At 34.4% G+C, this 7,587-nt stretch carries 6 protein-coding genes; all 6 read left to right on the top strand.

The window, feature by feature from the left end:
- Positions 1–12 precede the first annotated feature (12 nt).
- Positions 13–1,230 carry an ABC transporter ATP-binding protein gene (locus tag M0Q17_RS10000; RefSeq protein ID WP_295086445.1) on the top strand — a complete coding sequence of 406 codons (1,218 nt, stop codon included), beginning with the start codon at positions 13–15 and terminating at the stop codon, positions 1,228–1,230.
- Positions 1,220–1,477 (top strand): hypothetical protein, encoded by a 258-nt coding sequence (locus M0Q17_RS09995; RefSeq protein ID WP_295086443.1) that lies wholly within the window; start codon positions 1,220–1,222, stop codon positions 1,475–1,477. Before M0Q17_RS10000 ends, M0Q17_RS09995 begins: the two co-directional genes overlap by 11 nt.
- Complete coding sequence (locus M0Q17_RS09990) at positions 1,474–3,924, top strand: glycosyltransferase (RefSeq protein ID WP_295086441.1); 2,451 nt, start codon at positions 1,474–1,476, stop codon at positions 3,922–3,924. The genes M0Q17_RS09995 and M0Q17_RS09990 overlap by 4 nt, the downstream gene beginning before the upstream one ends.
- A gap of 7 nt (positions 3,925–3,931) precedes the next feature.
- On the top strand, positions 3,932–4,225 hold the full coding sequence (locus M0Q17_RS09985) for a hypothetical protein (protein WP_295086439.1): 294 nt from the start codon (positions 3,932–3,934) through the stop codon (positions 4,223–4,225).
- 6 nt (positions 4,226–4,231) lie between these two features.
- Complete coding sequence (locus M0Q17_RS09980; protein WP_295086437.1) at positions 4,232–6,946, top strand: glycosyltransferase; 2,715 nt, start codon at positions 4,232–4,234, stop codon at positions 6,944–6,946.
- A partial coding sequence (locus M0Q17_RS09975) for a glycosyltransferase (protein ID WP_295086435.1) occupies positions 6,943–7,587 on the top strand: 645 nt, incomplete at its 3' end. The genes M0Q17_RS09980 and M0Q17_RS09975, both read left to right, overlap by 4 nt.

Here is a 7,587-nt window from a genome sequence, read left to right as displayed (position 1 = left end):
GATATTATTTAGATGCAAAAAATTCTTGAAGTAAAAAACATCACAAAAATTTACAAGATGTATAAAAGTAATTTTGACAGATTAAAAGAGATTTTTTTAAATAGACCTTATCACAGAGAGTTTGTATCCAACAGAGATATCTCTTTTGACCTTTACGAGGCTGAAACACTAGGAATCATAGGTGTAAACGGTGCAGGCAAATCAACTATACTCAAAATCATAGCAGGTGTTATAAGCCCAACAAGCGGAGAGATTATAAGACATGGCAGAGTAACCGCACTTTTAGAGCTAGGAACCGGTTTTAACGATGAACTAAGCGGATATGAAAACATCTTTTTAAACGGTACACTTATCGGGATGAGTGAACAAGAGTGCACTCAAAAAGCAAAAGAGATTATCATCTTTAGCGAACTGGGCGATTATATATACGAACCCATTAAAACTTACTCCTCGGGCATGAAAATGCGCCTCGCTTTTTCTATTGCCATTTATTCCGAACCTCAAGTTCTTATAGTCGATGAGGCTCTAAGTGTTGGAGATGCCCACTTTGCAGCAAAATGTACAAAAGCATTAAAGCAGAGAAAAGAGCAAAATATGTCCATCATCTATGTTTCTCACGACCTAAACTCTTTAAAACTTCTTTGTGATAGAGTTATCCTGTTAAGCCACGGGGAAGTCGTACAAGAGGGCGATCCCGAAGCCGTTATGAATAGTTACTACTTTTTGATATCAAAACTAAACGATGAAGCACAAGAGATAAAAATAAACGATTTGAGTGAAAACTCTTTTGGAAGTTTTGAGATTGAGATAAAAAAAGTCCTTATTTTCGGCGAAAAATCAAAATCAGAAATTATATCTTCTGGGGAAAATGCTACTATACAAATTTACTTAAAGTCATTTGCAGAGTTTGAAAATATTACAATCGGTATACATATAAGAGATAAATTTGGGCAGGATATTTATGGTACAAACACCTACTATCAAAAAGTAGATATATCTTTGAGTAAAGGTGAATATATATGTAGTTTTGTGATGCCGCTAAACATAGGTTACGGTAAATACTCTCTAGGATGTGCCATCCACACTGGAAACAATCATACTGATAAATGTTTTCACTGGCTAGATCATGCGCACGAGTTTGAAGTTGCAGGGGTCGAGGGTAATCCTTTTATAGGACTTTGCAGATTAGAGCCAAAAATTAGCATCTCGGAGTGTGTCATTGAAGATTAATATTCAAAAAATAAAAGTGCTTCTTAGCAAATCTCCTCGTATAAAGAGTCTATTAAAAAAAGTTATCATATCTTACCCGCCTTTGAGAAGGTTTATAGTCGATAGATACGGCGTGTTAAAAGCTATACCGCAAGCAGTTACGGATGAGCGTATAAGATTGCAACTTTGCCAAGATGAACAAAAACTCTCCACAAGAGCTCTTAAGATATACAAAGATATCTCTTGCTTAAAAAAGGAGAACAGATGAGGATTGTTATTGACCTTCAGGCTTGTCAATCAGGCAGTAAATTTGGCGGCATCGGCAGATATACTCAAAATCTTATCTCTGGTTTGCTAAGACAATGCAAAAATCATGAGATTATTTTTATCTTAAACGATATTTTTTTAGATTCCATATCTAATATTTATACTCTTTTAGCAGATGTAGATAGAAAAAATATTAGAATTTTTCAAGTTCCCTCTCCCATAAACTATAATGAAGAACAAAACCACTTCAAGAATGCAGTTGCAGAGATTTTGTATGAAAATTTTGTATTTTCACTAAAGCCCGATGTTTTTCATATCGCAAGCTTTGTAGAGGGGCTTGGAGACAACGTCGTAACATCAATCGGCAGATTAGGATATCAGGATATTACAAGCGCTATCATGTATGACCTTATTCCGCTTGTTGAAAAAGAGAAGTATCTTCAAGACTCTATAACTTCAAGCCACTACATGAGAAAAATGGATGATTTTAAAAAAGCTGCTTGCCTACTCTCTATTTCTGAGTTTTCAAAACAACAAGCCATAGAACTATTAGGAATAAATCCTCATCAAATAATAAATATCTCCTCCGCGGTAGATGAGAAATTTAAACCTGTAAATTATGATGATAAGTATCTAAAAGACGTATTAAAAAAATATGCTATAACAAAAAAGTTTTTTTTATATACGGCAAGTTTTGATCAAAGAAAAAATCATCAAGCTCTTATAGAGGCATTTTCTATGCTACCGACGGAAGTTAAAAATGATTATCAGATGCTAATAGTCGGCAATGGTTGGAGTAGCATATATGAACATTTCAAGGCGGTTGCAAAGGGTTTTGGGCTTAAAGAGGACAATCTTGTTTTTGCGGGTTATATCCCCGATGATGAGCTTTTAGCTATCTACAACAGTGCATTTTTGTTTGTTTTTCCATCTCAAAGTGAAGGTTTTGGACTTCCTGCACTCGAAGCAATGTCCTGCGGTATTCCTACTATAGGCTCTAACACAACAAGCATCCCTGAAGTAATAGGTAAAAAAATAGCTCTCTTTGACCCACACGAGGTAACAAGTATCTCAAGTAAGATTTTAGAGGTAGTAGAAGATGAAAACTTTAGAAAAGAGTTGTCAGAGCATGCGCTGGATTTTTCAAAAAATTTCTCATGGGACGCTAGTGCTAAAAAATCAATAGAAGCATTTGAAGAGCTTTATGAAAGAACAAAAGATACTCAAGACCTCTCAGCCACAGCCATATACAACAAAACCATAGCTGCTCTTTGTGAGATAAAAAGAGATGCTATAAACTCTAAAGAGATTTCTCAAATAGCTTCAGCACTGCAAGCAAATGAAAGAGCAGCTACAATTTACAAAGAGAACAAGATAGGCTGGGTTACTACATTTAACACTCGTTGTGGTATAGCAATGTACTCAAAGTATCTTATGGGCTCACATATTGATGAGTACACTATATTTGCCCCAAAAGATACAAATCTCATAGCACACGATTCTAAAAACATATTTAGAGCCTTTGATGTCGGAGTTGATAATTTAAAAAATCTATATAAACAGATAGTTGAGCAAAAAATTCAAACACTGGTTATCCAATTCAACTATGGCTTTTTTGATTTTATCTATTTTGACATCTTTGTAAGAGAGTTGGCGGCAATAGGAACTAGAGTTTTTATAACACTTCACTCTACTGCAGATACGTTTGAAAAAGAGTTGTCACAAATCTCAAATGCTCTTTTAATGGCTCAAAAAATTATAGTTCACTCTCAAAATGATGTTGAGGTTTTAAAGAAGATTGGAATTTATAAAAATGTTGAGCTATTTGTGCATGGCATTATAGATATAGAGCCGACAAAAGAGCTTATAGTTGCAAAAGATGAAAACTTTGTTTTAGCATCTTATGGTTTCATGCTACCGCATAAAGGATTTTTAGAGCTTGTTGAAGCTTTTAATATATTTCTAAAAAAAGAGCCCAAAGCGCATCTTCTGATGGTAAATTCTCTTTACCCTGCAGATGTCTCACAAAATCTCTTAGATACTATAAAAAATAAGATTAGTTATTATGACATTGCAGATAAGGTTACGATAATTAGTGATTTTTTAGATGATGAAGATAGTATAGCGTATCTCAAAAATGCAGATTTGATTATATTTCCATATCAAGAGACTGGAGAATCCTCTAGTGCAGCCGTTAGAATGGCTATCTCGACAGAATGCCCTATCATGACGACCCCTCTAAAAATATTTGATGATGTGCGCAGCTTTGTATCTTTAGCAAAGGGAACATCACCAAAAGAGTTGGCACTCTCCATAGAGGAATTTTCTAAGCAGCTAAGAGCCGAGGATGCCTCTATAAAAAACTCTTTGGATAATGCTAAAGAGTTTAAGTTTAAAAACGGTTACTCAAAACTCAGTAAAATATTTCATACCATGTTAAATAAGTGAGCATAAAATGAAAATCATAGACTTTTTACGCAGATATATTAAAAATCTAGCAACTCTAAACAATCTAAAACATAGAGTAGATATCTTAGAGGAACAAAATAGCTCTTTAAAATCAGAAGTCAGAGCACTTCAAGAGCAAAACAAAGCTTTCAAAACAGAGATAGATTCTATAGAAAACATCATAGAAAGTGCTGTTGCAAAACAGATTTTTTATCAATCACTTTCTCTTGGGCAAAGAGTAGATCAGTTTATCTTTGATGCAAATATAGAGCTTAGTGGAAAAATAACATCTAAAGATTAGTAGCAGATGACAAAGAAATATTCCGCTATTCATCAGTTTACACCATCTATCGTAACCGGCGATGGAGTTAGTTCAGCTCTGTTTTTCACTCAAAAAGTATTAAAAGAGCTAGGCTTTGATTCAGAGATTTTTGCAAATCATATAGATTCTCATCTTGTCAAGCAGGTAAAACATATAGACGATTACCCTCAAAGTAAAAACCAGCTACTGCTTTATCATCACTCGATAGGTCATAAACAACATGAAAAAATCATGAATTTTTTGGATGAAAAGGTATTGGTTTATCACAACATAACCCCATCCTTTTTTTTCGCTTCCAATCCTAACTTAAAAAAGATATGTGATTTAGGCAGAGAACAGCTTGCCTCAAGTGTTCACCATTTTAGTGCGGCATACACAGATTCAGGTTACAACGCAAAAGAACTTTCACACTTTGGATATAAAAACATAACCATACTTCCGATTCTAGCAGATATAAAGAGCAAAAAAAAGATAACGCATGATGAAGCTATTGTTCGCCAAAACGCAAACACGTATAACATTTTAACCGTAGGCAGAGTGGTATCAAACAAGTGTCAACATGAGCTCATAAACACTCTCTTTTATCTAAAACAAAACGGTATAAAAAATTTAAAACTTTTTATAGTAGGCAAAGCTTCACAAAGCGATTATGAGGAGTATTTAAAAGAGTTAACAAAAAATTTAGAGTTGCAAAATGAAGTTGTTTTCACAGGTAAAGTAAGCGATGAGGAGCTAGCTTCCTACTATAAATCAGCCGATATATTCATCACACTTAGCAACCATGAGGGTTTTTGTATTCCTCTTGTAGAAGCCATGATGTATGATACTCCCACTTTAGCTTTTAACGCAGGTGGCATTGCCACTACTGTTCCGAGTTTGTCACTCCTAGATTTTAAATCTCCTCCCTTTGTCGCAAGCAGGATTTTAAAAATCAAAAACAACTCCTTTTTAAGGCACGAGATGGTTTTATCCCAAAAGAAAAAGTTAGAAAATTTTTCTTATCAAAATATAAAATTAGCTCTTGCCGACTTTCTCTCTCTCGTCATTACCGATAAAGTAAAACAATCCTATCACTATAACGATAAACAAGTAACCAACTACCGCATCGAAGGACCTTTTGACAGCACCTATTCTCTTGCTATTGTAAACCAACAGATAGCTCTCTCTTTAGCAAAAAATGATTTTCCCGTATCGCTATACTCAACAGAAGGATATGGCGATTTTCAGCCCAATGAAGAGTTTTTGGAACAAAATTCAGCCATCGATAAGTTGTACAAAACAGAGTTAGATTCTGTTGATGCAACACTCCGCAATCTCTACCCGCCTCGTACAAATGCGATGTTAGGCAGCCATAAAATCATAGGACCATATGGATGGGAAGAGTCGGAGTTTTTACCAGAATTTGTTTGGCAGTTCAACTCAAGATTGACACTTCTTTTTTGCATGTCAAACTATGTAAAAAATCTTATGGCAAACAGTGGTGTAAAAATTCCTTTAGTAGTAACGGGACTAGGAGTAGACCACATTCTCGACACTAAGTCCGCTCCACTAAGTTTTGAGCTGCCGAGTGGTTTTAGATTGCTTCATATCTCATCAGCTTTCGCACGTAAAGGAATTGATGTTTTACTTAGTGCTTTTGATGAGATTATAAAAAGCAGACAAAATATATCTTTGATTATAAAAACTTTCCCAAACCCACATAACAATACAAAAGAGCTACTTGAAGAGTTTGGATTTAGTATAACAAAAAATATAGAGCAAGGTGTTTATCTCTATACAAAAAACTCTCATGAGATACTCCTTATCAATAAAGATTTAGAACAGTGCCTCATAAATTATCTTTATGAAAACTCAGATGCTTTTGTTGCCCCTACAAGAGGGGAAGGCTTTGGAATGCCTATGGCAGAAGCTATGCTTTTTGAACTGCCGGTTATCGTAACTGCTTATGGAGGGCATAGCGATTTTTGTTCAAACAACACAGCATGGCTTATTGATTTTAAATTCACACTCGCAAATACACACATGAACCTACCAAATTCACTTTGGGCGGAGCCATCCTTAAGTAGCCTTATAGAGCAGATTGAACTACTCTTAGATATGCCAAAAGAGAAAATAGTATCAAAATTAAAATATGCAAAAGAGTTTATTTCCTCAAATTATTCATGGCAAAAAGTGGCACAAACTATTCAAAACTCTTTAAATAATTATGATACTTTCGAAAAACAGGAGCCAAATATCGGCTTGATTGCAATATCCGATACAAACTCTCCTATAGCTAACTATTTAGAACAACTACTTGAAAAATTCAATAAAACTAACTTAACTGTTTTTGCAGATTTGGCAGATACCACTCTCAAGGAAGATAAAAATCTAGAATCTTTAAAAGAAAAAATCATCCAAAGAAACATCAATTCAATTATCATCCAATACGACGCTAGCTTTTTTTCACTCTCAACCCTAGGCGAATTACTAACTTTTTGTACTCAAAACAACATACAAACATATCTTTTTATCCACTCTATTAAAGATGCTAAAACTCTTCTTGGACTATCAAAAGAGCTACAAAGTGTAACACGCATTATGGTTCAAGCTATTGAACATTTAAACACTCTAAAGGAGTTTGGCATATACCAAAACAGTTCTCTTTTTAAGCATATAAATAGCCAAAGATTTTATGATATGCTAACGGCTCTAAGATGAAAAAAATTCTCATAGACGCAGTCTCCTTACTCTCCCCGCTAACAGGCATAGGGCGATATACTTACGAGATTTCCAGCTACCTTAGTAAGATATCGGCAGATAAGTATGAGCTCTTTTTTAACTACGGCTTTCACTCAAAAAAGCTTTATGGACTCTCGGATAAACAAACCACCACAGAGCAAAAAGCAAAAAAACTACAGTCGTTTATAAAAAGATTTTCTCTGCTTAAAAAACTCAGTAGAAGTTTCTATCTGTTTATTACAAAATTTTATAAAACAGAGTACGACCTATATTTTCAGCCAAATTTTATTCCAAATCAAAACATAAAAGCAAAAAAACTTATCTGTACAGTTCATGATTTCTCATTTTTACTTCAACCTCATTGGCATACAAAAGAACTTATAAACCATTACAATAAAAACTTTTTCGCCCTTATAAAAAAAGCCGACCATATCATCACAGGTTCAAACTTTACAAAGCAAGAAATTATTCATTATATGCAAATACCCAGAGAGAAAATTAGCGTAATTTATCACGGAGTAAACCATGAGCTTTATAGAGAGTATCCGCAAAATGAACTTCAAGAGACAAAAGCTAAATATGTTTTGCCTAAAAAGTTTTTGCTCTTTGTAGGTAGTATA

It is taken from the genome of Sulfurimonas sp. (genome assembly GCF_023229105.1).
Classification (GTDB): Bacteria; Campylobacterota; Campylobacteria; order Campylobacterales; family Sulfurimonadaceae; genus Sulfurimonas.
This window is presented reverse-complemented; position numbering and strand designations above follow the sequence as displayed.

Coding starts and splice junctions, on each gene's coding strand:
- M0Q17_RS10000 (WP_295086445.1), top strand. CDS start 13: ATGCAAAAAATTCTTGAAGTAAAAAACATCACAAAAATTTACAAGATG.
- M0Q17_RS09990 (WP_295086441.1), top strand. CDS start 1,474: ATGAGGATTGTTATTGACCTTCAGGCTTGTCAATCAGGCAGTAAATTT.
- M0Q17_RS09985 (WP_295086439.1), top strand. CDS start 3,932: ATGAAAATCATAGACTTTTTACGCAGATATATTAAAAATCTAGCAACT.
- M0Q17_RS09980 (WP_295086437.1), top strand. CDS start 4,232: ATGACAAAGAAATATTCCGCTATTCATCAGTTTACACCATCTATCGTA.